The following is a 26,246-nucleotide window of genomic DNA, read 5'->3' as shown; positions in this document are numbered from 1 at the left end:
ACGTCCCCGAGGGGGCGCCCGCTGCGACGCGGGCGCCCCCTCGGGGACGTAAATCGGCTGACTGCTCAGCCCATGAACTTCTTGAACTCGTCCGGCAGCTCGAAGTTCTTGTCGTCCTGACCGGCCGGCAGGCCGAGCGCGCCGCCCTGGGCGGCCTGCTCACGGCGGGCCGCCTCGGCCGCTTCCTCGGCCTTGCGCTTCATCGGGTTGCCGCTCTTGCGCTTGCCCTTGGCCTGCTTGACCTGCTTCTTCTGCCGGCCGGGACCGCCGCCCATGCCCGGCATCCCGGGCATCCCCGGCATGCCGCCGCCCTGCGCCATCTTCGACATCATCTTGCGGGCCTCGAAGAACCGCTCGACCAGGTTCTTCACGGCGCTGACCTCGACACCGGAACCCTTGGCGATACGGGCCCGCCGCGAGCCGTTGATGATCGTCGGCTCGGCGCGCTCCTTCGGGGTCATCGACTTGATGATCGCGGCGGTGCGGTCGACGTCGCGCTCGTCGATGTTGTTGATCTGGTCCTTGATCTGCCCCATGCCGGGCAGCATCCCGAGCAGCTTGGAGATGGAGCCCATCTTCCGGACCTGCTCCATCTGGGCCAGGAAGTCGTCGAGCGTGAAGTCCTTCCCGCCCTTGCTGGACGCCAGCTTGGAGGCCATTTGAGCGGCCTCTTCCTGGCTGAAGGTCTTCTCCGCCTGCTCGATCAGGGTGAGCAGGTCACCCATGTCGAGGATGCGGGACGCCATGCGGTCGGGGTGGAAGGCGTCGAAGTCCTCGAGCTTCTCACCGTTCGACGCGAACATGATCTGCTTGCCCGTGACATGGGCGATCGACAGGGCCGCACCACCGCGGGCGTCGCCGTCGAGCTTGGAGAGCACCACGCCGTCGAAGCCGACGCCGTCGCGGAAGGCCTCGGCGGTGTTGACCGCGTCCTGGCCGATCATCGCGTCGACGACGAAGAGGATCTCGTCGGGGCTGACGGCGTCGCGGATGTCCGCGGCCTGCTGCATCAGCTCCTGGTCGATACCCAGGCGGCCGGCGGTGTCGACGACGACGACGTCGTACTGCTTGGTCCGGGCGAACTCGATCGAGTCCTTGGCGACCTTGACCGGGTCGCCGACGCCGTTGCCCGGCTCGGGCGCGTAGACCGCGACGCCGGCACGGTCGGCGACCACGCTCAGCTGGTTCACGGCGTTGGGGCGCTGGAGGTCACAGGCGACGAGCAGCGGGGAGTGGCCCTGGCCCTTGAGCCAGACGCCGAGTTTTCCGGCCAGCGTCGTCTTACCGGCACCCTGGAGGCCCGCGAGCATGATCACGGTGGGGGCGGTCTTGGCGAACCGCAGCCGCCGGGTCTCGCCGCCGAGGATGGAGACGAGCTCCTCGTTGACGATCTTGACGACCTGCTGGGCGGGATTCAGCGCCTGGGAGACCTCGACGCCGCGCGCCCGCTCCTTGACGTTGGCGATGAAGGACCGGACGACGGGCAGCGCGACATCCGCTTCCAGCAGGGCGATACGGATCTCGCGAGCCGTGGCGTCGATGTCCGCCTCGGACAAGCGGCCCTTGCCCCGGAGGTTCTTGAAAGTCGCGGCAAGGCGGTCGGAGAGAGTATCGAACACGGCGCTCGTCGGTCCTCAGGGTCGGGGGCGGGGTCAGCTGGTCGTCCCCCAGGGTATCCGGACGCCGGAGAACGCAAAGCCCTCGCCCGGTTTACGTACCGGACGAGGGCGGCATCACGCTCAGCCGAGCGCCTTCTCGATCTCCCCGGCCAGCTGCGCGGCCCGCTCCGCCGACAGCGGCTCGCCGTCCTCATCGGTGACGTAGACGGTGTCCACCGCGTTCGCGCCCAGCGTCGACACATGCGCGCTGCGCACCCGTACCGCGCTCCGTTCCAGCGCCCGGCCGATCCGGTGCAGCAGACCCGGGGCGTCCTGGGCGCGCACCTCGATGACCGTGGCCAGCCGGGAACCGGCCGCCGCGACGGTGACCCTCGGCGGCGGCGCCTTCACCCCGCGGCGGCGCGGGTAGGCCGCCTCACGCTCGGCCAGCCGGGCCGCGATGTCCAGTGAGCCGTCCAGGGCGCGGACGAGGTCGGCGCGCAGCCGGGACGCCTGGGGCAGGGACCCGTACTCGGCCGCGACGCGCCAGCTGAGGAGCAGCAGGTCCGCCCTCTCGCCCAGTTCGGTGGGCAGCTCCACGGCCCGCAGATCGGCGGCGCGGACCGTGAGCCGGTGCAGGGCGAGGACCCCGGCGGCGGCGGGCAGGACGCCTGGCCGGTCGGGCAGGGCGATGAGGAGTTCGACGCCGACGGGTTCGGGACCCCCGTCCTCGTGCGGCGCCTCGGGCTGGGTGTGCAGGGCGAGGACCGGTTCGCCGGTGCGCAGGGCCTCGATGGCCAGGCGCTCCTGTTCGGCGCTGGGCGCCTCGGGCGCGGGCTCCTCGGGCGCCTCGCCGGCGAGGACGGACGCGACGCGTTTGACGAGCTCGGTGACGAGGGAGGCGCGCCAGGTGGACCAGGCGGCGGGCCCGGTGGCGAGCGCGTCGGCCTCGGTCAGAGCGTGCAGGAGCTCCAGGGTGGCGGCGCTGCCCACGGCGGTGGCGACGGAGCGGACGGTCGCCGGGTCGTCGAGGTCGCGGCGGGTGGCGGTCTCGATGAGCAGCAGATGGTGGCGTACGAGGGTGGCGATGACACCCACGTCGTGCTGGTCGAAGCCGATCCGGGCGGCCATGTCGCGGGCGATGACCTCACCGGCGACGGAGTGGTCGCCGGGCCAGCCCTTACCGATGTCGTGGAGCAGGGCCGCCACCAGCAGGAGGTCGGGGCGGCCGACGCGGCGGGTGAGGGAGGAGGCGCGGACGGCCGCCTCGACGAGGTGGCGGTCGACGGTCCAGGTGTGGACGGGGTTGCGCTGGGGCCGGCAGTGGACGCGTTCCCAGTCGGGCAGCAGGCGGGTGATGAGCCCCTCGGCTTCGAGGGCCTCCCAGACGGGGACGGTGGCCTCGCCCGCGCCAAGGAGTGTGACGAGTTCCTCCCGGGCCTCGGCCGGCCACGGCACGGGCAGCGGCTTGGCGGCGGTGGCGAGGTGGCGTACGACGTGGCGGGAGAGCGGGAGTTCGGACTGGGCCGCCGCCGCGGCGGCCCGCAGGACGAGGACGGGGTCGCGCTCGGGCCGGGCGGTGCGGGCGAGGACGACCTCGCCGTCGGCCTCGACGACACCGTCGGCGAGCGGGGTCCGGTCCGTGACCGGAGCGCGGCCGCCGCCCAGGATGGCGCGCAGTTTGGGGCGGACCGAGCGGGCGCGCAGCACCCGGTTGACCTCGCGCCAGGTGACGTCGGTGGCGTACGAGACGGTGCGGGCGGCCTCGTAGACCTGGCGCAGCAGGGCGTCGGCGTCCAGGAGGCCGAGGGAGGCTGCGACCTGGTCCTGTTCCTGGAGGGCGAGGCGGTCGGTGGCGCGGCCGGTGGTGAGATGGAGGGCGTCGCGGGCGTCGAGGAGGACGCGGCGGGCCTCGGCGAGGCCCTCGCGGGGAGCGTCGGCGACCCAGGAGGCGGCGACGGCGCGCAGGGCGGTGGCGTCACGCAGTCCGCCCCGGGCCTCCTTGAGGTCGGGCTCCAGGAGGAACTGGAGCTCGCCCTGGCGCTCCGCCCGTTCGCGACAGAGTTCGTCGAGTGCGGGCAGGCGCTTGGGGGCCTGGTTCCGCCAGTCGGCGAGGATCGCGGTGCGCAGGGACGCGACGAGCCCGAGGTCTCCGGCGACGGGCCGGGCGTCGAGGAGGCCGAGCTGGACCTTGAGGTCCTCGCCTGCCGTCTTGCGGGCCTCGGCGGGGGTGCGTACGGAGTGGTCGAGGGCCAGGCCCAGATCCCAGACGGGGTACCAGACGCGGTCGGCGAGGGCCGCGACCGCTCCGGCGTCGGCGGTGCCGTCGTGCAGGAGCAGGAGGTCGAGGTCGCTGCGCGGGGAGAGCTCGCCGCGGCCGTAGCCGCCGACGGCGACGAGGGCGGCGCCCCGCACGCCGGCGTGTTCGGCCGCCGCGGTGAAGAGGGCGGTCAGCCACTCGTCGGTGAGCTTGGCGAGGGCCGCACGGCGCGGCGGCCCGGACCGCTCCTTCTCCTGGAGAAGGCGCAGCCGGGCCGCCGCGTAGCCGCTGGGTCCCGAGTCCTCTGATTCGGTGGTCACTTCGGTGCTCGTCACCCAGCTGCCTTTCCGTGTGCGGAACAGTCGGTCAGAGTGCGTCCGGGCCGCGTTCGCCGGTGCGTACCCGGATCGCGGTCTCGACGGGGACGCTCCAGACCTTGCCGTCACCGATCTTGCCGGTCCGGGCGGCCTTCACGACGACGTCGATGAGCTGTTCGGAGTCCTCGTCCTCGACGAGGACCTCGATGCGGATCTTCGGGACGAGGTCGACGGTGTACTCGGCACCGCGGTAGACCTCGGTGTGGCCGCGCTGACGCCCGTAGCCGCTGGCTTCCGTGACCGTGAGGCCCTGGACGCCGAAGGCCTGGAGGGCCTCCTTGATCTCGTCAAGCCGGTGGGGCTTCACGACTGCGGTGATGAGCTTCATGCGTCCACCTTCTTGTTCGTCGGGGCTGCCGTGGTGCCGGGTGCGGGGGGCGTGGAGCGCGAGGCCGAGCCGCCGCCCGCACCGCTGAAGTCGTACGCGGTCTCGGCGTGTTCGACCTGGTCGATACCGGAGACCTCGTCGTCCTCCTCGACTCGCATCCCGATGGTCTTGTCCAGCAGGAAGGCGAGGATCGCGGAGACGACCAGAGAGTACGCGAGGACCGAGAAGACGCCGACGGCCTGCTTGCCGAGCTGGTCGAGTCCGCCGCCGTAGAAGAGGCCCTTGGCGTCGGACTGGACTCCGCCGGTGGCGAAGAGGCCGATGAGGAGGGATCCGGCGACACCGCCGACGAGGTGGACGCCGACGACGTCCAAAGAGTCGTCGTAGCCGAACCTGTACTTGAGGCCGACGGCCATGGCGCACAGCACACCGGCGATGGCGCCGACGGCGATGGCGCCGAGCGGGCTGACCGCGCCGCCGGCCGGGGTGATGGCGACGAGTCCGGCGACGGCGCCGGAGGCGGCGCCGAGGGTGGTGAAGGAGCCGTGGCGGAGCTTCTCGTAGCCGAGCCAGGCGAGCATCGCGGCGGCGGTGGCGACCTGCGTGTTGACGAACATGACCGCGCCGACGCCGTCGTCGTTGCCGAGCCACGAGCCGGCGTTGAAGCCGAACCAGCCGAACCAGAGCAGACCGGCGCCGAGCATGACGAGCGGCAGGCTGTGCGGCCGCATCGGGTCCTTCTTGAAGCCGACGCGCTTGCCGATGACGAGGATCACGCCGAGGGCGGCGGCACCCGCGTTGATGTGGACGGCGGTACCACCGGCGAAGTCGATGACGCCGAGCTCGAAGAGCCAGCCGCCCGCGCCCCAGACCCAGTGGGCGACCGGGAAGTAGACGACGGTGACCCAGAGGGTGATGAAGAGCGCCCACGAGGAGAACTTGACCCGGTCGGCGAGGGCGCCGCTGATCAGGGCCGGGGTGATCACGGCGAACATCAGCTGGAACACGGCGAAGACGTATACCGGGATGGTGTAGCCGTCCCAGAGTTCCGTGACGCCGATCCCGCTGAGGCCGACGAAGTCCTGGCTCCATCCGATGACCGAGCCGGCGTCGGTGCCGAAGGTGAGGCTGAATCCGTAGAGCACCCACAGGATCGTGACGATCCCGAGGCTGATGAAGCTCATCATCAGCATGTTGAGGGTGCTCTTGACGCGGACCATGCCTCCGTAGAAGAAGGCCAGGGCCGGGGTCATGAGCATCACCAGGGCCGAGCAGATGAGCATGAACCCGGTGTTGGCAGAAGACAGCGTCGGGGCGTCTGCTGCAAGCGTCGTGATGCCTGGGGGCATCGGCGTCTCCTCGTCGTCGGTGCGGCCGCGTGCGGGGGCGGTGGGGACGTAACCACGTGCGGGACCACTGGGGAAAAGGTGCGGGCCGGTAGGACCGCCCTCCATGTGCCGGTCGGTCCTTATGCGCCATGAGATTCGCCCAGCGCCGTTTCGGCCGATGCCGCACGATGTTTCGCCGCAGTGACTAAGAGGACCGGCGTGTTACGTCCCCATGAACCGCCCGTGCCGTACCCACGCTCCGGCCTACTCTGCGGCCGGAGCCGCATACGGTGCGGTTACGACGCTCCGGCAGGGGAACGACCACACGAACCGGCCACGGCGACCACCCGCTGACCAGGCAATCGGGGGAGCCGAAGTCGGTCGGTGCGGGGTGGCCGTCGTGGCCGGGGCTGTGGCTGCTCAGACCGCTTCGGCGGTCTCGGGCAGTTGTTCGGTGAGGAGATCGGTGAGCCGGGCGACCTCGGGAATGTCCCCGAAGTCCCTGGCAGCGGTGTCGACGGTCTTGCGCAGCCGGGTGTTGACCCGCTCCGAGCGGACCTTCTTGGCGACGCGCAGGGCCTTCTCGGCCAGCACGGTGGACTGCTCGGGCTCGCGCTTGAGGAGGTGGACGGTGGCGAGGCCGACCAGATTGAGGGCGTACGACCGCTGGTGCTCGTCGTCCTCGCCGAAGAGCTCGACCGCCCTGCGCATGACAGGTTCGGCCAGTGAGGCGTACGTGGGGCTGCGGCCGGCCACATAGGCCAGGTCGCGGTAGGAGTGGGAGTTCTCGCCGTTGAGCTCGGCCTCGGAGAAGAAGCGGATCCAGTCGGGCTCGGGCTCGCCGTCCATCCCGGCGTCGAGGAAGGTGTCCTCGGCCATCCGGACGGCCCGCTTGCACTTGCTGGGCTGTCCCATGTTGGCGTAGGCGCGGGCCTCCATCGCATACAGCATGGCCTGGGTCCGCGCGGTGGCGCAGTCGCGGCTGCCGTACTGCGCGAGGTGGATGAGTTCCAGGGCGTCGTCGGGCCGGCCGAGGTGGATCATCTGACGGCTCATGCTGGACAGGACGTACGAGCCCAGCGGCTTGTCGCCGGCCTCCTTGGAGGCGTGCAGGGCGAGCACGAAGTACTTCTGGGCGGTGGGCTGGAGGCCGACGTCGTAGCTCATCCAGCCCGCCAGTTCGGCCAGTTCGGCGGCGCAGCGGAACAGGCGCTTGGCGGTGGCGGCCGGCTGCGGCTCCTGGAGCAGGTCGGTGACCTCGTGGAGCTGGCCGACGACGGCCTTGCGGCGCAGTCCGCCGCCGCACTGCGCGTCCCACTGGCGGAACATCGCGGTGGTGGACTCCAGCAGGTCGAGCTCCGGACCGGAGAGCCGGGAGGGGCGGCGGGCGGCGGCGGCCGACTCCGGTTCGACGGATCCGCCGGAGGCGACGGGCACCAGCCAGCGCTGCATGGGCTCGATGAGGGCGGGTCCGGCGGCGAGCGCGAGGGAGCTGCCGAGGAATCCGCGGCGGGCCAGCATCAGGTCGCTGCGGGAGAACTCACTGAGCAGGGCGACCGTCTGGGGCCCGGCCCAGGGGAGATCGACACCCGCCACGGAGGGCGCCTGGTGGGCGGTGCGCAGCCCCAGGTCCTCGACGGCGACGACGGAGCCGAAGCGCTCGGAGAACAGCTCGGACAGGATGCGCGGGATCGGTTCGCGCGGCTGCTCACCATCCAGCCAGCGCCGCACCCGTGAGGTGTCGGTGCTGATGTGGTGGGCACCCATCTGGCGTGCTCTGCGGTTCACCTGGCGGGCGAGCTCGCCCTTCGACCAGCCGCTGCGCACGAACCATGATCCCAATTGCCCGTTGGGGCGCTTACCGGCATTCGCATCGCCTGCGCCGCTGCCACTCACTGAACGCCCCCATCCGCCGAATACTGTCGCGCGAACCTCTATCAGAATGCCGCGAACCGATGCTGTCCGTATGCGGGTTGCCCACCATCGAACAGAAAATCGGGTTGCCTCCGGCATACCCATGGGCGCACATACTTCCATGGTTCGTGTACCGACGGTAATCCTACGATCACCCGCTCCGCGAGCGTGTTTACAGAAACGCCACCATTCGCCACCCCTTCGAATGAACGCCACCCCGGCCGGGCGCGATTCACTTGACAGACAGCGATCAGCGAGAGGCGCAGGGATGCGCTCGGGGGCGCGCGTGGTGTCTCGTACGCCCGAGGCGCGCTCCTTCCCGACGTGGTCGCAAGGTCGACGGAGCGTCATGAGGCTCTCCGGTTCGTAACCACCGGCGCGTTGGACCCGTTGGAGGGGGCATGGGCTTCACGATCGGCATCCGTGAGAAGCGGTCCGGCGCACGGCGTCGCGGCCGTGCGGCCGAGGGCACCGCGGTGGCCGAGTACACGGGGCTGTGGGGCTGGGCCGTCGTCCCGGGCGCCCGCGCCGCCGGCGGCGCCTGCTCGTGCGGGGACGCGGGCTGCCCCTCCCCCGGTGCGCATCCGCTGGACTTCGCGCGGGAGGTTCCCGCCGGGGCGACCCTCGACGCGGCGGCCCGTGCGTGGGCCGAGGTGCCCGGCGCCTCGATGCTGCTGCCGGTCGGCCGCAGCTTCGATGTCCTCGATGTCGCCGAGCAGGCCGGGCGCCGGGCGCTCGTACGGATGGAGCGGATGGGGCTGCCGCTCGGCCCGGTGGCGGTGACCCCGGACGGCCGGGCGCAGTTCTTCGTCGCGCCCGGAGCGGCCGCCGAGCTTCCCCGACTGCTGTACCGGACGGGCTGGGACGACACCGGCCTGGACCTGCGGGCGTTCGGCGCCGGCTCCCACATCACCGCGCCGCCCTCGGACCGGGGCGGTCTCGGCCCGGTGCGCTGGCTGCGCCCGCCGGCCCTGGACACCGCGGCGGCGCCGCCGGAGGCCCGGCTGCTGCTGGGCACGCTGGCGTACATCTGCCACCGGCTGGCGCCCTGCGGCTGAGCCGCTCCAGCGAGGAGCCCGGCCGCTCATGGCGTGCGGCCGGGCTCCTCGGGCGTACAGACGGGCGCTGGGGTTCAGTCCCCGATGAGGGCGTCCACGAACGCCTCGGGCTCGAAGGGAGCCAGATCGTCCGGCCCCTCGCCGAGTCCGACCAGCTTCACCGGCACGCCCAGCTCGCGCTGGACGGCGATGACGATGCCGCCCTTGGCGGTGCCGTCGAGCTTGGTGAGGACGATGCCGGTGATGTCGACGACCTCGGCGAACACCCGTGCCTGCACCAGGCCGTTCTGGCCGGTGGTGGCGTCGAGGACGAGCAGGATCTCGTCCAGCGGACCGTGCTTCTCGACGACCCGCTTGACCTTGCCGAGCTCGTCCATGAGCCCGGTCTTGGTGTGCAGCCGGCCCGCCGTGTCGATGAGGACGACGTCGGCGCCCTCGGCGATGCCCTCCTTCACGGCGTCGAAGGCGATCGACGCCGGGTCGCCGCCCTCGGGTCCGCGCACGGTGCGGGCGCCGACGCGCTCGCCCCAGGTCTGGAGCTGGTCGGCGGCGGCGGCACGGAAGGTGTCCGCTGCGCCGAGCACGACGCTGCGGCCGTCGGCCACGAGCACCCGGGCCAGCTTGCCGGTGGTGGTGGTCTTGCCGGTGCCGTTGACGCCGACGACCATCACGACGCCGGGGGTCTCGGCCCCGCCCTCCGTCTTGACCTCACGGTCGAAGTCGGTGCCGAGCAGGGTGAGGAGCTCCTCGCGCAGCAGGGTGCGCAGCTCGTCGGGGGTACGGGTGCCGAGGACGCGGACGCGCTCCCGGAGCCGTTCGACCAGTTCCTGGGTGGGGGCGACGCCGACGTCGGCGGTGAGGAGGGTGTCCTCGATCTCCTCCCAGGTGTCCTCGTCGAGGTTGTCCCGCGACAGGAGCGTGAGCAGCCCCTTGCCGAGGGTGCTCTGCGAGCGGGCGAGCCGGGCCCGCAGCCGTACGAGACGGCCGGCGGTGGGCTCGGGGACGTCCAGCGCGGGGGCCGCGGGCGTCTTCGGTTCAGCGGTTTCCGGGGCCTCCTCGGGCGGAAGGCCGACCTCCTCGATGGTGCGGCGCGAGGTGTCGCGCGGCGTCTCGGCCTCCTCGCCGACATGGGGCTCGGCGGGAGGAGTGAGGGTCGGCGTGCTCGACGGTGCCGGGGGCAGCTGCTTCTTCTTGCGGCTGCTGACCACGAGCCCGCTGATCACGCCGACCGCGACCAGGGCGATGACTACAGCAAGGATGACGAATTCCATAACCCACCCAGTATCGGTCACGTGCGGCGGCAAGCGAGGGACGCGCGGCACCCCCGAAAATTGAGACGGTACGCACCCTATGCCGCTAAAGGTACGATCCGGCCGTGGAAACCCGTGGGCTGGACCCCGTGCCCGACAGGGAGCGCACCGGCCGGGTACGGTCCCTCTTCCCCACCTGGGCCGCCGCCAACATGACCGTGCTGCTGCTCACCATCGGGGCGGGATTCGTCGTCCTCGACGGACTGGGCTTCTGGCAGGTGCTGGTCGTCGCGGCCGTGGCCCCGGTCGTCTCGTTCGGCATGGTCGGACTGATCTCGGTCGCCGGGCGCAGCGGCGGCGCCCCCGGCATGGCCCTCTCGCGGGCCGTCTTCGGGCAGCGGGGCAATCTGGCGCCCGGTGCGCTGATCTGGATGGCCCGCTGGGGCTGGGAGACGGTGAACGCGGTCACCGGCGCGTACGCCCTGCTGGCCGTGCTCGGCCTGCTCTTCGGCGTCCGGAGCACCTCCGCGCTGATCATGGTGACGCTGCTGGCGTTCGTCGCGGGCAGCTACCTGCTGTCCGGCCTGGGCGTGCGGGCGCTGCGGCTGTGCTGCACCTGGTCGGCGTACCTCTTCGGCGGGTTCAGCGTGCTGGTCCTGGTGCACCTGGCGGGGACGACGGCCTGGCAGGCGGTGCTGGACCGGCCGGCCGGTCCCACCTCGGCGATGATCGCGGGGATCGGCACCCTGGCGGCGGGCGGGATCAGCTGGGCGCCCACCGGGCCGGACTTCACCCGCTATCTGCCGCGCGCCGCGTCGGGCAGGGTGGTGGTCGCGGCGACCGTGGGGGGTGCGGGCCTCGTGTTGCTGCCGATGGTCCTGATGGGGGCGGTGATGGCGGTCGGCGCGCCGGGGCTCGCCGTCACCCATGATCCGGTCTCGTTCATCGGGGAGCTGCTGCCCGACTGGATCTCGGTTCCGTATCTGGTCGTCGCCTTACTCGGCATGGTGCTGATCAACGCCATGTCGATGTACTCGGCGGGATTCACCGCGCAGACGCTGGGATTCATGATGCCGCGCGCCTGGGCCGTCGGCGTGAACGCCGCGATCAGTCTGTTCCTGGGGGCACTGCTGATGCTCGTGGCGAGCAGTTTCACCGATGCGTTCGTGTCCTTTCTGCGCCTGCTCGCGGTGACGTTCTCGGCCTGGATCGGCGTCTTCGGCGTGGATCAGCTGCGCGGGCGTGTGTACGACCCGGTCGCGCTCATGGACACCACGCGCACCAGCGCCTACTGGTACACGGGCGGTTTCGCGTGGGGTGCCGTGACGGCCTGGGCGGCGGGCCTGGCGGTGGGACTGCTGTTCACCGGTGTGGAGTGGTTCACCGGCCCGCTCGCGACATCCTGGACCGGGCGCAACGGGCTCGGATGGGCGGTCACGATCGTCGTCTCGGGCGGTCTGTACGCGATGCTGCCGCGGCCCGGCGGGCAGGCCGCACCCCTACACTTCTGACGCTTCGTCAGCTAGGGTCCGGCTGCCCCGGCCCGCCCGGCGAAGGAGACAGCGCCATGGCCTTCACAGTCGTCCGGTTCAACCTCGTCGACCCGGACGCCACCCCGGATTCCCTCTCGGCCCGCTACCGCGCGGCGCTGGACATGGCCGCGTACGCCGACGAGCACGGCGTCGACACGGTGCAGACGGAGGAGCACCACGGGGCCGCCAACTCCTGGCTGCCGTCGCCCTTCGTGCTGGCCGGGGCCGTGTTCGGGGCCACCCGCCGGATCGCGGTCACGGTCTCCGCCGTCATCGGGCCGCTGCACGACCCGTTGCGGCTGGCCGAGGACATCGCGGTACTCGATCTGCTGAGCGCCGGCCGGCTGGTGACGGTCGCGGGGATCGGCTACCGGCCCGAGGAGTACGAGCGGGCGGGCGTCGAGTGGGGCAGGCGCGGCCGGCTCCAGGACGAGGTGCTGGAGACGCTGGTGCGGGCGTGGACCGGGGAGCCGTTCGAGTTCCGCGGCCGCACGGTCACGGTCACCCCGCGGCCGTACACCCGCCCGCATCCGCTGCTGCTGGTGGGCGGCAGCTCGCGGGCGGCGGCGCGGCGGGCGGCGCGGCTGGGGCTGCCGCTGTTCCCGAGCGCGCATCTGCCGGAGCTGGAGGCGTACTACCACGAGCAGCGCGCGGAGCACGGCACGGAGGGATTCTGCCTGATGCCCGCGGCCCGGACGCCGTTGCTGCACGTGTCCGAGGATCCGGACCGGACGTGGGCGCGGTACGGGGAGCACTTCCTGCACGAGGCGCGTACGTACGCCTCCTGGCAGTCCAAGGACATCCGCTCGGCCGTCCGCTCGGCGGCCACGACGGTGGCGGAGCTCCGGGACGAGGGCGTCTACCGGATCGTCACGCCCCGGGAGTGCGCGGCTCTCGCCGGGGAGCTGGACAGCCTGGTGCTGCACCCGCTGTGCGGCGGGATGCCGGTCGAGGAGGGGTGGCGCAGCCTGCGGCTGTTCTGCGGGGCGACCGGGGCGGCCGGGGGCTGAGACGCGTACGGCCCCGCGCGCTCGCGCTTGATACGCGCGCCGGGGCCGTACGGATTTCGAGCAGAGCGGGCAGCGGGCCCTAGCCCATCTCCTCCAGCGCCTTGCCCTTGGTCTCCTTGACGAACTTGATGACGAAGGGGATCGAGAGCGTGGCGAAGCAGGCGTAGATGATGTACGTGCCCGACAGGTTCCAGTCGGCGAGGCTCGGGAAGCTCGCGGTGATCGCCCAGTTGGCGATCCATTGCGCGGACGCGGCGACGCCGAGTGCGGCGGCGCGGATCCGGTTCGGGAACATCTCGCCGAGGAAGACCCAGACCACGACGCCCCACGAGAGGGCGAAGAAGAGCACGAAGACGTGGGCGGCGACGAGGGCGACCACGCCTTGGGCGGTGGGGAGTTTGCCGTCGACCAGGTCGGCGGAGAAGGCCCAGGCCTCGAAGGCGAGGGCGACCGCCATGCCGCAGGAGCCGACGAGGGCCAGCGGGCGGCGGCCCACCCGGTCCACCAGGATCATCGCGATCACCGTGCCGATGATGTTGATGATGGACGTCGTGAACGAGTAGAAGAACGAGTCGGTCGGGTCGACGCCGACCGACTGCCACAGCGTCGCCGAGTAGTAGAACGCCACGTTGATGCCGACCAGCTGCTGGAACACCGACAGGCCGATACCGACCCAGACGATGGGCAGGAAGCCGAAGCGGCTGCCGAGCAGGTCCCTGAAGCTCGACTTGTGCTCGCGGTACATCGCGGTCTCGATCTCGGTGACCCGGGCGTCGAGGTCGACGTTCTTGCCCTCGACCTCCGAGAGGATCTTCCGGGCCCGGTCCTTCTTGCCGACGGAGATCAGGAAGCGGGGGGACTCGGGGATCGCGAACGAGAGGAGCCCGTAGAGCACCGCGGGCACGACCATCACGCCGAGCATCCACTGCCAGGCTTCCAGCCCGCCGATCTCGCCGCGCTGGTCACCGTCGGCGATCTGCAGGATGCCGTAGTTGACCAGCTGGGAGATGGCGATGCCGATGACGATCGCCGCCTGCTGGAAGGAGCCGAGCCGGCCGCGGTAGGCGGGCGGGGAGACCTCGGCGATGTAGGCCGGGCCGATCACCGACGCCATGCCGATGGCGAAACCGCCGATGATGCGCCACATCGCCAGGTCCCAGAGCGCGAAGGGAAGCGCGGAGCCCACGGCGCTGATGGTGAAGAGCACCGAGGCGATCTGCATGCAGCGGATGCGGCCGATGCGGTCGGCGATACGGCCGGCCGTCGCGGCCCCGATCGCGCAGCCGATCAGCGCGATGGCGATGACCTGGGCGAGCGTGCCGGAGCCGATGTCGTACCGGCTGCGGATGGCCTCGACGGCGCCGTTGATCACGGAACTGTCGTAGCCGAAGAGGAAGCCACCCATGGCGGCCGCAGCGGTGATGAAGATGACATGGCCGATGTGGTCCGGATGAGCCGCCCGGGCTCCGGACGCCGGTCCCTGCGAGGTGCTGGTCACATGAACTCCTGGGGCCTGGCCGCAACGTCAGGCGTGGGGGGTGAGCTCTTCCAGTGGCGCACAACTTCCCCGGTGCCACCACTTGAAGGTAAAAACGACGTTGCAGAGACTATGCGTTCAAGTTTTGAAGTCAATAGTGGGGTCCTGACTCAGCGACTACCCAGTCGCCCTCGTGTCTCACGTTGAAGTCTTGAAGGTTGTGTGAAGCCTCAGCGCAGCCGCTGGCTGATCACCTTGGAGACGCCGTCGCCCTGCATGGAGACGCCGTAGAGCGCGTCGGCGACCTCCATCGTCCGCTTCTGGTGCGTGATCACGATGAGCTGGGAACTCTCCTGGAGCTCCTCCATGATCCGGATCAACCGCTGCAGATTGGTGTCGTCGAGCGCCGCCTCGACCTCGTCCATCACATAGAACGGGCTCGGCCGGGCCTTGAAGATCGACACCAGCAACGCCACTGCCGTCAGCGACCTTTCCCCGCCCGACAGCAGGGAGAGCCGCTTGACCTTCTTGCCCGGCGGCCGGGCTTCCACGTCCACGCCGGTCGCCAGCATGTTGTCCGGATCGGTCAGGACGAGCCGGCCCTCGCCGCCCGGGAAGAGGCGCGAGAAGACGCCCTCGAACTCCCTGGCCGTGTCGCGGTACGCCTCGGTGAAGACCTGCTCGACCCGCTCGTCGACCTCCTTGATGACCTGCATCAGATCGGCCCGGGTCTTCTTCAGGTCCTCCAGCTGCTCGGAGAGGAACTTGTGCCGCTCCTCCAGCGCGGAGAACTCCTCCAGAGCGAGCGGATTCACCTTCCCGAGTTGCTGATACGCCCGTTCGGCCGACTTCAGCCGCTTCTCCTGCTCGGTCCGGACGAAGGGCTTCGGCTGGTTGCGCGGGTGCTCCGGATCCTCCGGCAGCTCCTCCCCCTCGGCCGCCGGGGACGGCGGGACGAGCTGGTCGGGGCCGTACTCCGCCGCCAGACCGGCGGGCTCCACACCCAGTTCCTCCAGGGCCTTCGCCTCCAGCTGCTCTATCCGCAGCCGCTTCTCGGCGCCGAGCACCTCGCCCCGGTGGACGGAGTCCGTCAGCTTGTCCAGCTCGCCCTTGAGCTCGCGGCCCCGGTGGCGTTCCGCCGCCAGTTGCCGCTCCCGCTCGGCCTTCGACGCCTCGGCCGCCGCCCGCTCCTCCTGTGCCCGTACGACGGACACCTCGACGTGGGCGAGCAGCTGACGGGCTCCGGACGCCACGGCCGAGGCCACGGCGCCCTCGTGACGCAGCCGGGCGCGGCGCTGCTCGGCACGGGCGCGGGCCTCGCGTTCGGCGCGGGCGCCCCGGTCGAGGGAGTCGGCGCGTCCGGCGAGTGCCTTGACCCGCTCCTCGTGCGTACGGACCTGGAGCCGGGCCTCCATCTCGGTCTGGCGGGCGTTGGCACCGTCGGCGGCCAGCCGGTCGCGCACGGCGGTGTCCGGCTCCTCGTCCGCGCCGTCCTCGGCGGCCTCCTCGGCCACCAGCAGCCGCTCGGCCAGCTCCTCGGCCTCCTGGGCCGCCCGCTCCAGGGCCTCCTGGGCGCGGGCCGCCGACGCGGTCATCCGCTCGGCCTCGCCGGCCGCGCCGCGGGCCTGCCCGGCCAGCCGGCCGAGCTGCTGGGCCACCCCGGACTTCTCCCGCTCCGCCGTCCGGCGGCGCTCCCCCAACTCCTCGACGAGCGCCGCGCAGTCGCCACGCCGCTCCGCCGCGCGCCGCTGCGTCCCGGCCAGCTCCGCGCACCGCACGGCGAGTCCGGCCAGCTCGGCCGCCGCCTCGTCCACGGACGCCTGCACCTCCAGGAGGCTGGGCGCCCCCGCCGAGCCGCCGTGCGCGAAGTGCGCAGAGAGCACATCTCCCTCGGCGGTCACCGCCGTCAGCTCCGGACGGGCGGCGATGAGATCCTCGGCGTCCTCCAGCGTCGCGACGACCACCATGTCCCGCACCAGCCGGCGGACCGCGGCCATCAGTCCGAGGGGGCCGCTGACGAGATCGGCGACGGCGGGGGCGGTCGCCGGGTTGCCTGCGAGGACCAGTGCGGCCGGCCGGCCGGCCGGTTCGATGGCTTCGGCGGTGGGCTCCGGCGGCGCGGGCACCGCCCCCTGCCCCGGGACATGGGCGACCGCGGCGGGGTGCGCCTGTGGGCCCTGCCCCGGTACGTGGCCCCCCGCGCCGGCCCCGCAGGGCGCCGGGCCGCCCGCGCTCCCGCCGCCGCTCCCGCTTCCGCTTCCGCCGAGCAGGAGGGACGCGCGCCCCGCGTCCTGCTTGCGGAGCAGCCGGATCGCCTCCGCCGCGGTGGCCGCGTCCGTCACCGCGAGCGCGTCCGCCGCCGCGCCCAGCGCCGCCGCCACCGCCACCTCGTGTCCCGGCGCCACCGTGAGCAGCTCCGCGGCCGGGCCGAGGAGACCCGTCAGCCGGTCCCGGGCGCCGAGCAGCATGCCCGTGCCGTCCTTCCGGCGCAGACCGAGGGCCAGCGCGTCATGGCGGGCCGCGACCGCCGCGCGCTCGCGTTCGGCGGTGGTGAGGTCCTCCCGTGCCGCGGAGAGCACGCCCTCCGCCTCCTTCAGTTCGCGCCGGGCCGCCTCGTACCGCTCGCCGAGCTCCGCGTCCCCGGCGTCCAGGCCATCGACCTCGGCCTTCAGCTGCTCGTACTCCTCCTGGGCGGCAACCGCCCGCTCCCGCGCCTCGTCGCGCGAGGCGGCCAGCCGCTCGATCTCCGACTGCGCCGAACCGGCCCGGCTGCGGGCCGCGTTGACCTGGCCGTTCAGCCGGGCGAGCCCTTCGCGTCGGTCCGCGAGCGCGCGGGCCGCGTCCTTGAGCCTGCGTTCCTCGGCCGCCAGTTCCCGCTCCAGTTCGGCCCGGTGGGACGCGGTGTCCTCCAGCGCGTGCTCCGCCGCCTCCAGCGCGGCGGTCAGCTCCGCCTCCTGCTCCCGGATCCGGGCGGCCTCGCGTTCCATGTCCTCGGGATCGCGCCCGCGCCGTTCCTCCTCGGGCGGAGCGGTGGCGCTCTTCACCCGGGCGTCGGCGAGCGAGACGGTGCCGCGCACCCGTTCGGCCAGCTGCGACAGTTCGTACCAGGTCTGCTGGGCCCGCTGGAGCCGCGGCGTCAGCCGCCGCACCTCGCCCTCCAGTTCGGCCTCGCGCGCGAGGGCCGCCTTCAGCTCCGCCTCGGCCGCCTCGCGGCGCTGCTTCAGCGCCGCCTCGTCGGCGATCTCGCCGCGCAGCGCGGTGTGCAGACGTACCAGGTCGTCGGCGAGGAGGCGCAGCCGGGCGTCGCGCAGATCGGCCTGGATGACGGCGGCCCGGCGGGCCACCGCGGCTTGCCGGCCGAGCGGTTTCAGCTGCCGCCGCAGTTCGTCGGTGAGGTCCTGCACGCGGGCCAGGTTCGCCCCCATCGCGTCCAGCTTCCGCAGCGCCTTCTCCTTGCGCTTGCGGTGCTTGAGGACGCCCGCGGCCTCCTCGATGAAGGCGCGGCGCCCCATCGGGTCCGCGTGGAGTACGGAATCCAGCTGGCCCTGGCCGACGATGACGTGCATCTCACGGCCGATGCCGGAGTCCGAGAGGAGTTCCTGGATGTCCAGCAGCCGGCAGGTGTCGCCATTGATCTGGTATTCGCTGCCGCCGTTGCGGAACATGATGCGGGTGATCGTCACTTCGGCGTACTCGATCGGCAGTGCGCCGTCGGAATTGTCGATGGTCAGCGACACTTCCGCCCGGCCGAGCGGCGGCCGCCCGGTGGTACCTGCGAAGATCACGTCTTCCATCTTGCCGCCGCGCAGGGATTTGGCGCCCTGCTCCCCCATGACCCAGGAGAGGGCGTCCACCACATTGGACTTTCCCGATCCATTGGGGCCGACCACACAGGTGATCCCGGGTTCGAACCGCAGGGTGGTGGCGGACGCGAACGATTTGAAACCACGCAGGGTCAGGGCCTTGAGGTGCACGCCGCCGGACTCTACCTTTCGCTCTCGGTTTCGCTGATGAAGGTGCAGGGCACATCAGACGGTAAGGGAAGGGGTGTACGTCCGGGGCGGACGGGCGCGGACGGGCGCGGTTCAGGAGATTCGGGGAGATTCAGGGAAAAGCAAAAGGGACGCCGAAGCGTCCCCTGCACATCTCGTGCAATGCTGTGCCGCCGGATCCACTGCCTCCATGAAGGCGTGAAGGCGCGCGTACCCGGATCAGTGACGAGGCATGACGAAGCAGATCAAGAGCGATTGATCTTCAATGATCCGGTGACGATCCGGCGATGTTCCCGTGCGGCTGCCGCGTGCAGCCCGACCGGCCCCTGGGGGCCATCGGTCAGGTCAGCGCCGGCTCCGCCTGAGGTACGTCGATGTCGATGCTGTCGAGCAGCGACTCTTGGTGCTGGGCGGCGGCGTTGAGCGCGTCGTTCTCGTCCTGAATCCGTACGAGCTCGGACTCAAGATCCTGGACGCGCTGCTGAAGCCGTCGCATCTCGGCGAGGAGTCGCGGATCGGAACCGCCGACGTAACCGAGAAGCGCCTTTGCCATGATGGATGGTCCTCCACACTGAGTGACCGACCGATGCGGTGTGGGTCGTGAGGGAATCGCACCCGCGGTGCTCGGCAGTGCTCCGTCTTGCTCTGTGTTCACTGCTGCTCTGCTGCCAAACAGCTCTGCCGAACAGCTAAGGTGCGCGGGGATTTCAGCGTCTCACCAAAAAGTTTGACGGTCAACACGATCACACCCTGTAGAGCGGGCGTCCCCGGGGCGCGCGGCTCGACGATCATGCGGCGCGACTCTCCAGCGGGGCCCTCAGGGGCGCGGAAGTCATCCTTACTGCCGCAGCCTGGCACGCCATCCGAATCTTGGCAACCATCGGTCATTCCGCAGGTCATTTCATGTGTACGCATGACCGGACCGTTCGCCGTCACACCCCGGCGCCCCTCGAACACGGCCCGAACACGAGACGTGTTTCCCGGCCTTCCGGGACCCGGATCAGCGGATCGCGAATCCCTCGTATCCGCCCCGCGGCGTGTCCCAGATCTCAGTGACTCCGTCGACGCGGCCGGGTGTGTCGTCCGAGCGCAGCCAATCCAGCAGACGGTGGCAATTCTCACGCGCCCCTTCCGCCACAACCTGCACCCGGCCGTCCTCGAGATTGAGCGCGAATCCGGTGAGTCCGCCGATCTCCAAAGCGTTTGCCCTGGTGAACCAGCGGAACCCTACTTGCTGTACTCGGCCGCGTACCCAAGCGGTGAGGCGCACATCTTCGTTCATACCCGAACGCTAACCGGCCAATTGCTCTCGGAGCACTTCTCGCCGATAGGCCATGGCGTACAGTCCCCTCGCAATAGCTTCACTCGATCGGGTGAGCCAGGGTGCGCCGACAACGGCGTCCAGATCGTCAGAAGGGCACAGCAGATGGGACGCCATCGACGCTCCGCCGCAGCTCCCGCCGCTGAACAGTCCGCGGAGCCGGCGGCCGGCCACAACCGGGGAGCGCGCCGCAGGAAGCGGTCCGGAATACCGGTACGCACGGGACTGCTCGGCGTCTCCGCGGCCATGGCCGTCGGGGCCGTGGCGGTGGCCTCCGGACTGCTGCCGGGCGGGGACACCTACCACGTGAGTGGCGGTCCCGCCGCCGACCAGGTGCGCTCCCAGGGCGCCCCGGACCTCCTGTCGCAGGGCGGCTCCACGACCGCCCCGGCCGGCCGCGCGTCCGCCTCCGCCTCCGCCTCCGCCTCTGCATCCGCCTCCGAACGCGCATCCGCGTCGGCCACGGCGAGCCGGAGTGCCGAGCGCAGCAAGGCGCCCACGAAGTCGGCCTCCCCCAGGGCCGGCACGCCGTCCGCGTCCCCGTCGAAGACCTCCGAGCCGACGAAGACGACGAAGACGAAGGCAGCGGCCGCCACCGAGCAGGCACGGCGCTCCGCCTCCAAGGCCCCCTCCGCCGCACCCACGAAGAGTTCGGCCCCGGCCACCGCGTCGAGCCCGGCCGCGCCCAGGACTCCGGCCTCCGCGCCGGCCGCTCCCAAGACCACCACGTCACCCGCCCCCACCTCGGCCCAGGCCGCCGTGCTCGCCCTGGTCAACCAGGAGCGGGGCAAGGTCGGCTGCAGTCCGGTGACCGCGAGCGCCTCGCTGGCCTCGCTCGCCCAGAACTTCAGCGACGACATGGCGGCCCGCGGGTTCTTCGACCACACCGACCCGGACGGGCAGTCCCCCTGGGACCGCGCCTCCGACGCCGGCGTCTCGGGGCTCGGCGGGGAGAACATAGCCCGCGGCCAGGCCGACGCCGAGGCCGTGATGGAGGCCTGGATGAACAGCGAAGGCCACCGCGCGAACATTCTCAACTGCGACTACAAGACGCTGGGCGTCGGTGTCCACTTCGGCCCCGGCGGCCCCTGGTGGACGCAGGACTTCGGCTTCTGACACTCGCCTTCTGACGCTCCCGGGACGGCCCCGGGGACACCTTGAGCCCGCTCCGGCCCCGTACGCCCCACTCGCTCTCCCACGGAATGCGCAATCCCGTGGAAAGCGCTGTGCGGGCGTACGCTGGTTTTCATGGAAGAGACCGGCGGCAGCGCACCGTCCGAGGGCGGCCCGGAAAGCGCCCTCCCCTTCGACGTGTTCGCCAGGCAGTGCCCCTCGCGCGGCACCCTGGAGCACGTCACCGGCCGCTGGGGCGGTCTGACGCTGACCGCGCTGTACGAGGGCAGCCTCCGGTTCAACGCGCTGCGGCGCCGGGTCGACGGGGTGAGCGAGAAGATGCTCTCCCAGACCCTGCACGCCCTGGAGCGCGACGGCCTGGTGCACCGCGAGGCCCGGCCGACCAACCCCCCGCGCGTCGACTACGAGCTCACCCCGCTGGGGCGGCAGGTCTCCGGGCAGCTGCTCGGCCTCATCCAGCTCGTCGAGGGCCGGATGTCCGAGGTCCTGGCGGCGCGGGCACGGTACGACGAGGCCCACGCCCGGACAGACTAGGCGCGCGGCGGTCGCTGGCAGACGGGGCAGAAGTAGCTCGACCGGTTCATCCAGGCGCGGCGCCGCATCGGCGTACCGCAACGGTGGCAGGGCTCGTCCTCACGCCCGTAGGCGTCGAGCGAGCGGTCGAAGTAGCCCGACTCGCCGTTCACGTTCACGTAGAGACTGTCGAAGCTCGTGCCGCCCTGCGCCAGCGCCGCGTTCATCACGTCGCGGACGTGGCCGAGCAGTTCGGCCGACTTGGGGCGGGTCAGGGTCGCCGTCGGCCGGTCGTAGTGCAGCCGGGCGCGCCAGAGCGCCTCGTCCGCGTAGATGTTGCCGACACCGCTGATCAGTGACTGGTCGAGCAGGGCGCGTTTGACCGTCGTCCGCCGCAGTCGCAGCGCGGTGTGGAACGCGGCGTCGTCGAAGGCCGGGTCCAGGGGGTCGCGGGCGATGTGGGCGATGGTGTCGGGCAGTCCCTCGGCGGTGTTCTCGTGGAGGGAGAGCCCGCCGAAGGTGCGCTGGTCGACGAAGCGCAGCTCCGTGCCGACGGTGTCGTCGAAACGGACCCTGATCCGCAGATGCTTCTCGTCAGGTGCGCTCTCGGGCTGGACGAGCAGCTGACCGCTCATGCCCAGGTGGCCCAGGAGCGAGGTGGCCGCGTCGTCGAGCGGCACCCACAGATACTTGCCGCGGCGCATCGCCGTGCCCAGGCGTACGCCGCCGAGCCGTGCCGCGAAGTCCGCACCGCCCGCGAGGTGCCGGCGGACCGCACGCGGGTGCAGGACGTCGACCTCGCCGACCGTGCGCCCGGCGACCCAGCGCTCGAGACCCCGCCGGACGACTTCTACCTCGGGCAGCTCGGGCACGGCGGCGCTCCTGAATCTGTTGGCGGGACCTGGGTGTGGACAGGGAGAACCCCCCGGTGCGCTGGGCACCGAGGGGTTCTCCGGGTCAGGCAGGAGCAACGTCCGTGGACGCCGGGCCGGCAGGGGTGTCGGCGGCCCCTCCGTCAGCAGCGGACTTGGCCGCCGCCTCCCGTGCTTCCGCGGCGGCGCTGATCTCGCGCCAGGCGGACTCGGCCGCCTGCTGCTCCGCTTCCTTCTTGCTACGGCCGGTGCCGGTGCCGTACGAGACACCACCGACGCGAGCAGCAGCAGTAAAGGTCTTCTCGTGGTCCGGGCCGGTCTCCGTGACGAGGTACTCGGGGACTCCGAGACCCTCGCTCGCGGTGAGCTCCTGGAGACTGGTCTTCCAGTCCAGGCCGGCGCCGAGGTTCGAGGACCGGTCGATCAGCGGGTCGAAGAGCCGGTGAACCAGCTCCGCGGCCACGTCGAGGCCCTGGTCGAGATAGACCGCACCGATCACCGCTTCAAGGGTGTCGGCGAGGATGGACGCCTTGTCCCGGCCACCCGTGCCCTCTTCACCGCGGCCGAGCCGGATGAAGGAGCCGAGTTCGAGGCCGCGGCCCACTTCCGCAAGCGCACGCGAGTTGACCACCGCGGCCCGCAATTTGGCCAGCTGGCCTTCAGGCAGGTCGGGGTGAGTGCGGTACAGCGTGTCCGTGACCACCAGGCCGAGCACCGAATCCCCGAGGAATTCGAGCCGCTCGTTGGTGGGCAGACCGCCGTTCTCGTACGCGTACGAACGATGGGTCAGCGCACGCACCAGAAGGGCGGACTCGAGGTGGTACCCGAGCCGCCCTTCCAGAAGCGTGTGGGACGAGGCTGTGTTGACGTTGTCTGCCTGCTTCTTGGCGTGGGACAACTCAGACATCGGGCCTCTCACCAGCCGCTCAGACCTCGAGGACCTGGCGCTTGTTGTACGTGCCGCAGCTGGGGCACGCGATGTGCTGCAGCTTCGGCTCCTGGCAACGCTCGCACGAAACCAGGGTGGGGACCGCAGCCTTCCACTGCGACCGGCGGTGGCGCGTGTTGCTGCGCGACATCTTCCGCTTCGGAACAGCCACGGCTACTTCTCCTGCTTCTCGTCGGCGCCGGGTTCGACGCCGCCCATGTTGTCCTTCTCGCCGTCCTGAACGGTCTCGGCGAGTCCTTGCAATGCCGCCCAACGTGCATCGACGACATCGTGGTGGTGGCCCGGATTCTCGTCCAGCCTGATTCCGCATTCGGAACACAGACCGGCACAGGTCTCCTTGCACACCGGCTGCATCGGCAGTGCGAGCACCACCGCATCACGCAGCACCGACTCGAGGTCGAACAAGCCGTCCTCGAGGAAGTACCTGTCCTCGTCGTCCTCGGCGTCGTCGACCGGGTCCGCGGTCTTGCTGCGGTTCCGGTCATCGGCGTCAGGGTACGAGAACATTTCCTGGAAATCCGCCTCGACCTCGAGGGTCAGCGGCTCCAGACACCTTACGCACTCCCCCTCGGCGGTTGCACGGGCGGTGCCTGTGACAAGCACACCTTCCATGACCGACTCGAGGCGGACGTCCAGCTCCACGGGTGCGCCTTCCGGCACACCGATGACCCCGTCGATGCCGAGGTCCTTGGGGGCGTCCGCCGAGCGGGTCAGCCGCTTGAGGGCACCCGGACGCCGACCCAGCTCGTGCGTATCGAACACGAGAGGGTTTCGGTGGTCGAGGTGGCCGTTCAGGGCTTCTCCTGCTTTCGAAATCGTGCGCATCACGCGGGGTGGGGGTGGGCCGGCCCGTCCGGAGTCGAAGCGGGCAGCCGGGATCGCGGACATACGCGCGACCGAAGGACCAGGATACTGGACACACCGCCCAGCACCCAATCCGGCCCGGAGGCAGGACCTGACCCGTCCCCGGAAAGGGTTCAGCGCTCCTGTTCGTACCGGCGGAGCTGTTCCAGGTCGATCATGCTGGTGTCGAACAGGCTGGTCTCGTCCAGGGCGCCCTCGCCGTGCTGCTGGAGGGGCGGCTGCGGAGGCTGTGCCGGCTGCTGCCAGGCGTCGTAGCCCTGCGCCGGCATGGGCACCTGGCCCTGGTTCGGGTCGTACCCCTGCTGCTGGTACCCGGCGTACGGATCGGGCTGCTGCTGGTAGGCGGCGTACGGGTCGGACTGCTGCGCCTGTCCCTGGTACGCGTCCTGCTGCGGCTGCTCCTGGTAGCCGTCCTGCTGCTCCTGGTACGCGTACGTCTGCGCGTACTGCGGCTCCGGCTGCGCCGCGTACTGCGGCTCGCCGTGCTGCTGGGGCACCGGGAGCGGTTCGGGGGTGGCGATCTCGGCGAGCCCCGCCCAGTGGTCCTCGTCGCTGGTGTGGCCCTGGGCGCCCGCCGCGTCCTGCGCGGCCATGTGCGCACCGAGATCATCGGTGGCGACCCGGCCGTGCAGCTTCTGCCGGCCCCGGCCGACGGCCTCCAGGGTCTTGGCGAGCACCGCCTCGAAGGCGCCGAGCTTGGTGTCCACGTACTCGTCGGCCCGGCGCTGGAGCGTGGCCGGGTCGGCGCTGCGCTCGGGGGCCTCGGCGAAGTCCGGGTCCTCGTAGCCCTGCTCGTCGAAGCCCTGGCCACGGCCGAGGAGCTTCTCGCGGCCCCGGTCGACGGAGCCGATCGTCTTGGTGAGGACTACCTCGAAGTTGGCGAGCTTGCTGTCGACGTACTCGTCCGCCTCGGCCCGGACCTCGTCCGCGTCCTTGCGGGCCTCGCCGAGGATCCGGTCGGCCTCGGCCTGGGCCTGCCGGGCGATCTCCGTGCCGGAGATGAGCGAGCCACGCTCGGCGTGGGCGCCCTCGATGATCCGGCCGGCCTCCTGGCGGGCCTGCTCGACGAGCTGCTCGTGGCCGCCGATGACCTGCGCGGCCTGGGCGAGCGCGCCGGGCAGGGCCTCGCGCACCTCTTCGAGCATCGAGAGCAGTTCGGCGCGGTTGACCACGCAGGATGCCGACATGGGCATGGAGCGGGCGTTTCCGACCGCTTCGACGATCTCGTCGAGCTTCTTCTGCACGTCCACCGTGTGCTCGCCACTCTCTACTGCCGATTGGAGACGGACGGGACGACTGTACGGCCAGTCGGAGCCCGCCCGACACCTGGTGACGGAACGTCAGTGCGTCACTGCTGAGCGAGGCGCCCGGTCAGTGCCTCGTGGACCAGGGGCGGCAGCAGGTGCGAGACGTCGCCGCCCCAGGCCGCCACCTCCTTGACCAGGGAGGACGACAGGAAACTGTAGGTCGGATTGGTCGGCACGAAGAGCGTTTCGACACCCGAGAGCCCGTTGTTCATCTGGGCCATCTGAAGCTCGTAGTCGAAGTCGCTGACGGCCCGCAGGCCCTTCACGATCGCCGGGATGTCGCGCTGCTTGCAGAAGTCGACCAGCAGCCCGTGGAAGGACTCGACCTGGACGTTGCCGAAGTCCGAGGTGACCTGACGGATCAGCTCGATCCGCTCGTCGACCGTGAACAGGCCCTTCTTGGACTGGTTGATCATCACCGCGACATGCACGACGTCGTACAGCTTCGACGCGCGGCCGATGATGTCGAGATGTCCGTTGGTGATGGGGTCGAACGACCCCGGGCAGACGGCGCGGCGCAACTTGATTCCCTCGCTCTCCGGTCCGGTCATCGTGCGTCTTCGCACGTAGCGGCGGCGCGACCGTACCAAAGCGTTCCCTCGCCGTAGCGACGGGCCCGCAATGGCTCGAATCCCTTGGGCCAGCTGAATTCTCCGCCTCTTGTGCTGCGTTCCACCGTGACGACCGCATCGTCCGTGAGCCACCCCTGGGTACGGAGTGTGAGCAGGATCTCGCCAAGATCGTCGTCGGTGACGGCGTAGGGAGGATCGAGGAAGACCACGTCGTACGGGTCCGCGGGCGCCGGTCCTGTCACGATCTGTTCGGCTTTGCCGGCGCGGACCTCGGCGCCGGGCAGGCCCAGGGTGCGGACGTTGTCCCGGACGGTGCGGACGGCCTTGGCGTCGGCCTCGACGAGCAGGGCGTGCACCGCTCCGCGGGAGAGCGCTTCGAGGCCGACGGCTCCCGAGCCCGCGTAGAGGTCGGCGATCCGGATGCCGTCGAGGGTGCCGAGGAGCGCCTGCCAAGTGGAGAACAGGCCCTCGCGCGCGCGGTCGGAGGTGGGGCGGGTGCCGGTGCCGGGCGGGACGGCCAGGCGGCGTCCGCCGGCCACGCCTGCGATCACGCGGGTCATGGGTGTCTGGTCCTCGGTTCGGGGCGGCGC

General features: G+C 71.1%; 23 protein-coding genes. 5 read left to right on the top strand and 18 right to left on the bottom strand.

Features of this window, described 5'->3' with window-relative positions; translation table 11 throughout:
* Positions 1–65 precede the first annotated feature (65 nt).
* The 5 genes from ffh to nsdA all read right to left on the bottom strand — a co-directional run bounded on the left by ffh (position 66) and on the right by nsdA (position 7,787).
* On the bottom strand, positions 66–1,619 hold the full coding sequence (ffh, locus tag ABTX18_RS10825; RefSeq protein WP_352122371.1) for a signal recognition particle protein: 1,554 nt from the start codon (positions 1,617–1,619) through the stop codon (positions 66–68).
* A gap of 120 nt (positions 1,620–1,739) precedes the next feature.
* Positions 1,740–4,193 (bottom strand): [protein-PII] uridylyltransferase, encoded by a 2,454-nt coding sequence (locus tag ABTX18_RS10820; RefSeq protein ID WP_352122370.1) that lies wholly within the window; start codon positions 4,191–4,193, stop codon positions 1,740–1,742.
* Between the two features lie 31 nt (positions 4,194–4,224).
* Positions 4,225–4,563, bottom strand: coding sequence for a P-II family nitrogen regulator (locus tag ABTX18_RS10815; protein WP_136330688.1), 339 nt, complete (start codon positions 4,561–4,563; stop codon positions 4,225–4,227).
* Entirely contained in the window at positions 4,560–5,912 is a 1,353-nt protein-coding gene (locus tag ABTX18_RS10810; RefSeq protein ID WP_352122489.1) for an ammonium transporter, read from the bottom strand. The genes ABTX18_RS10815 and ABTX18_RS10810 overlap by 4 nt, the downstream gene beginning before the upstream one ends.
* A gap of 399 nt (positions 5,913–6,311) precedes the next feature.
* Positions 6,312–7,787, bottom strand: coding sequence for a transcriptional repressor NsdA (gene nsdA, locus ABTX18_RS10805; protein WP_352122369.1), 1,476 nt, complete (start codon positions 7,785–7,787; stop codon positions 6,312–6,314).
* Positions 7,788–8,206: 419 nt separating this feature from the next.
* Here nsdA and ABTX18_RS10800 point away from each other — a divergent pair, with 419 nt between their 5' ends.
* Positions 8,207–8,863 (top strand): bifunctional DNA primase/polymerase, encoded by a 657-nt coding sequence (locus ABTX18_RS10800; RefSeq protein ID WP_352122368.1) that lies wholly within the window; start codon positions 8,207–8,209, stop codon positions 8,861–8,863.
* A 74-nt stretch (positions 8,864–8,937) separates the two neighbouring features.
* Here the strand turns inward: ABTX18_RS10800 and ftsY are convergent, their stop codons facing one another.
* Positions 8,938–10,134 (bottom strand): signal recognition particle-docking protein FtsY, encoded by a 1,197-nt coding sequence (gene ftsY / locus ABTX18_RS10795; RefSeq protein WP_352122367.1) that lies wholly within the window; start codon positions 10,132–10,134, stop codon positions 8,938–8,940.
* Between the two features lie 104 nt (positions 10,135–10,238).
* Between ftsY and ABTX18_RS10790 the strand changes: the two genes are divergently transcribed.
* Together ABTX18_RS10790 and ABTX18_RS10785 are read left to right on the top strand one after the other, a co-directional pair.
* Positions 10,239–11,624 carry a purine-cytosine permease family protein gene (locus ABTX18_RS10790; protein ID WP_352122366.1) on the top strand — a complete coding sequence of 462 codons (1,386 nt, stop codon included), beginning with the start codon at positions 10,239–10,241 and terminating at the stop codon, positions 11,622–11,624.
* A gap of 56 nt (positions 11,625–11,680) precedes the next feature.
* The gene (locus tag ABTX18_RS10785) at positions 11,681–12,655 is read left to right on the top strand and encodes an LLM class flavin-dependent oxidoreductase (protein ID WP_352122365.1); all 975 of its coding nucleotides are present in this window, start codon (positions 11,681–11,683) and stop codon (positions 12,653–12,655) included.
* A gap of 79 nt (positions 12,656–12,734) precedes the next feature.
* Here the strand turns inward: ABTX18_RS10785 and ABTX18_RS10780 are convergent, their stop codons facing one another.
* From ABTX18_RS10780 to ABTX18_RS10760, 5 genes are all read right to left on the bottom strand, one after another.
* Positions 12,735–14,153 (bottom strand): sugar porter family MFS transporter, encoded by a 1,419-nt coding sequence (locus ABTX18_RS10780; RefSeq protein WP_352122364.1) that lies wholly within the window; start codon positions 14,151–14,153, stop codon positions 12,735–12,737.
* 209 nt (positions 14,154–14,362) lie between these two features.
* Positions 14,363–18,106, bottom strand: a complete 3,744-nt coding sequence (locus ABTX18_RS10775; RefSeq protein ID WP_352122363.1) for an SMC hinge domain-related protein — start codon at positions 18,104–18,106, stop codon at positions 14,363–14,365.
* A 358-nt stretch (positions 18,107–18,464) separates the two neighbouring features.
* The gene (locus tag ABTX18_RS10770; RefSeq protein ID WP_018551753.1) at positions 18,465–18,677 is read right to left on the bottom strand and encodes a hypothetical protein; all 213 of its coding nucleotides are present in this window, start codon (positions 18,675–18,677) and stop codon (positions 18,465–18,467) included.
* A 98-nt stretch (positions 18,678–18,775) separates the two neighbouring features.
* The gene (locus ABTX18_RS10765) at positions 18,776–19,039 is read right to left on the bottom strand and encodes a hypothetical protein (RefSeq protein WP_352122362.1); all 264 of its coding nucleotides are present in this window, start codon (positions 19,037–19,039) and stop codon (positions 18,776–18,778) included.
* Between the two features lie 85 nt (positions 19,040–19,124).
* Positions 19,125–19,406 (bottom strand): acylphosphatase, encoded by a 282-nt coding sequence (locus ABTX18_RS10760; protein WP_352122361.1) that lies wholly within the window; start codon positions 19,404–19,406, stop codon positions 19,125–19,127.
* A gap of 144 nt (positions 19,407–19,550) precedes the next feature.
* Here ABTX18_RS10760 and ABTX18_RS10755 point away from each other — a divergent pair, with 144 nt between their 5' ends.
* Positions 19,551–20,561, top strand: a complete 1,011-nt coding sequence (locus ABTX18_RS10755; protein ID WP_352122360.1) for a CAP domain-containing protein — start codon at positions 19,551–19,553, stop codon at positions 20,559–20,561.
* 132 nt (positions 20,562–20,693) lie between these two features.
* A complete protein-coding gene (locus ABTX18_RS10750) occupies positions 20,694–21,113 on the top strand; it encodes a winged helix-turn-helix transcriptional regulator (RefSeq protein ID WP_352122359.1) in 420 nt (139 codons plus the stop codon).
* On the opposite strand, the gene mutM is transcribed toward ABTX18_RS10750, so the two are convergent.
* The 7 genes from mutM to rsmD all read right to left on the bottom strand — a co-directional run bounded on the left by mutM (position 21,110) and on the right by rsmD (position 26,216).
* Positions 21,110–21,964 carry a bifunctional DNA-formamidopyrimidine glycosylase/DNA-(apurinic or apyrimidinic site) lyase gene (gene mutM / locus ABTX18_RS10745; RefSeq protein ID WP_352122358.1) on the bottom strand — a complete coding sequence of 285 codons (855 nt, stop codon included), beginning with the start codon at positions 21,962–21,964 and terminating at the stop codon, positions 21,110–21,112. The two genes, ABTX18_RS10750 and mutM, sit on opposite strands and share 4 nt — an antisense overlap.
* Positions 21,965–22,049: 85 nt before the next feature.
* Positions 22,050–22,871 carry a ribonuclease III gene (gene rnc / locus ABTX18_RS10740; RefSeq protein WP_352122357.1) on the bottom strand — a complete coding sequence of 274 codons (822 nt, stop codon included), beginning with the start codon at positions 22,869–22,871 and terminating at the stop codon, positions 22,050–22,052.
* Positions 22,872–22,890: 19 nt separating this feature from the next.
* Positions 22,891–23,064 carry a 50S ribosomal protein L32 gene (rpmF, locus tag ABTX18_RS10735; protein WP_003965982.1) on the bottom strand — a complete coding sequence of 58 codons (174 nt, stop codon included), beginning with the start codon at positions 23,062–23,064 and terminating at the stop codon, positions 22,891–22,893.
* Between the two features lie 2 nt (positions 23,065–23,066).
* Positions 23,067–23,675: a YceD family protein gene (locus ABTX18_RS10730; protein WP_352122488.1), complete on the bottom strand. Its 609-nt coding sequence runs from the start codon at positions 23,673–23,675 to the stop codon at positions 23,067–23,069.
* A 215-nt stretch (positions 23,676–23,890) separates the two neighbouring features.
* Positions 23,891–25,027 carry an ATP synthase subunit B family protein gene (locus tag ABTX18_RS10725; RefSeq protein ID WP_352122356.1) on the bottom strand — a complete coding sequence of 379 codons (1,137 nt, stop codon included), beginning with the start codon at positions 25,025–25,027 and terminating at the stop codon, positions 23,891–23,893.
* A gap of 98 nt (positions 25,028–25,125) precedes the next feature.
* Positions 25,126–25,605 carry a pantetheine-phosphate adenylyltransferase gene (gene coaD / locus ABTX18_RS10720; RefSeq protein ID WP_352122487.1) on the bottom strand — a complete coding sequence of 160 codons (480 nt, stop codon included), beginning with the start codon at positions 25,603–25,605 and terminating at the stop codon, positions 25,126–25,128.
* A 26-nt stretch (positions 25,606–25,631) separates the two neighbouring features.
* Complete coding sequence (gene rsmD / locus ABTX18_RS10715; protein WP_352122355.1) at positions 25,632–26,216, bottom strand: 16S rRNA (guanine(966)-N(2))-methyltransferase RsmD; 585 nt, start codon at positions 26,214–26,216, stop codon at positions 25,632–25,634.
* Positions 26,217–26,246 lie beyond the last annotated feature (30 nt).

Origin of the sequence: Streptomyces sp. NPDC096323 (genome assembly GCF_040302845.1) — a bacterium.
GTDB lineage: Bacteria > Actinomycetota > Actinomycetes > Streptomycetales > Streptomycetaceae > Streptomyces.
This window is presented reverse-complemented; position numbering and strand designations above follow the sequence as displayed.